This is a genomic window from Flectobacillus sp. BAB-3569 (genome assembly GCF_002270355.1).
GTDB lineage: Bacteria > Bacteroidota > Bacteroidia > Cytophagales > Spirosomataceae > Flectobacillus > Flectobacillus roseus.
In genome coordinates, this window is sequence record NZ_NJFZ01000135.1 from 1 (window position 1) to 662 (window position 662).

At 35.6% G+C, this 662-nt stretch carries 2 protein-coding genes; both read left to right on the plus strand.

Annotation, left to right across the window (positions count from 1 at the left end; all coding sequences use genetic code 11):
* Positions 1–197 precede the first annotated feature (197 nt).
* The gene (locus BWI92_RS26700) at positions 198–377 is read left to right on the plus strand and encodes a hypothetical protein (protein ID WP_095161366.1); all 180 of its coding nucleotides are present in this window, start codon (positions 198–200) and stop codon (positions 375–377) included.
* A 59-nt stretch (positions 378–436) separates the two neighbouring features.
* On the plus strand, positions 437–616 hold the full coding sequence (locus BWI92_RS26705; RefSeq protein WP_095161367.1) for a hypothetical protein: 180 nt from the start codon (positions 437–439) through the stop codon (positions 614–616).
* Positions 617–662 lie beyond the last annotated feature (46 nt).

Genomic DNA, 662 nt, shown 5'->3' on the forward strand with positions numbered 1-662 from the left:
GTCTACTGTAGCAAAATTCAACAATCAAGATAGCCTTAACCACAAAACGGCTTCGATTATCTCAAACGTTGGCGCTCAGTACACCGCCTCGATCATTTCGAATTTCAATGATACCGCTTCAATTATCTCGAACTTCTAAGAATAGCCCTTTTTATCAATAACAACACAACATTCAAAAATTTAAAACTCTTATTGCCATGAAATCTATCACAACTAACAACAAGCTTTCTGTTTCTAAATCTACTGTAGCAAAATTCAACAACCAAGATACCCTTAACCACAAAACGGCTTCGATTATCTCAAACGTTGGCGCTCAGTACACTGCCTCGATCATTTCGAATTTCAATGATACCGCTTCAATTATCTCGAACTTCTAAGAACAGCCCTTTTTTACCAATAACAACACAACATTCAAAAATTTAAAACTCTTATTGCCATGAAATCTATCACAACTAACAACAAGCTTTCTGTTTCTAAGTCTACTGTAGCAAAATTCAACAATCAAGATAGCCTTAACCACAAAACGGCTTCGATTATCTCAAACGTTGGCGCTCAGTACACCGCCTCGATCATTTCGAATTTCAATGATACCGCTTCAATTATCTCGAACTTCTAAGAATAGCCCTTTTTATCAATAACAACACAACATTCAAAAATTTAAA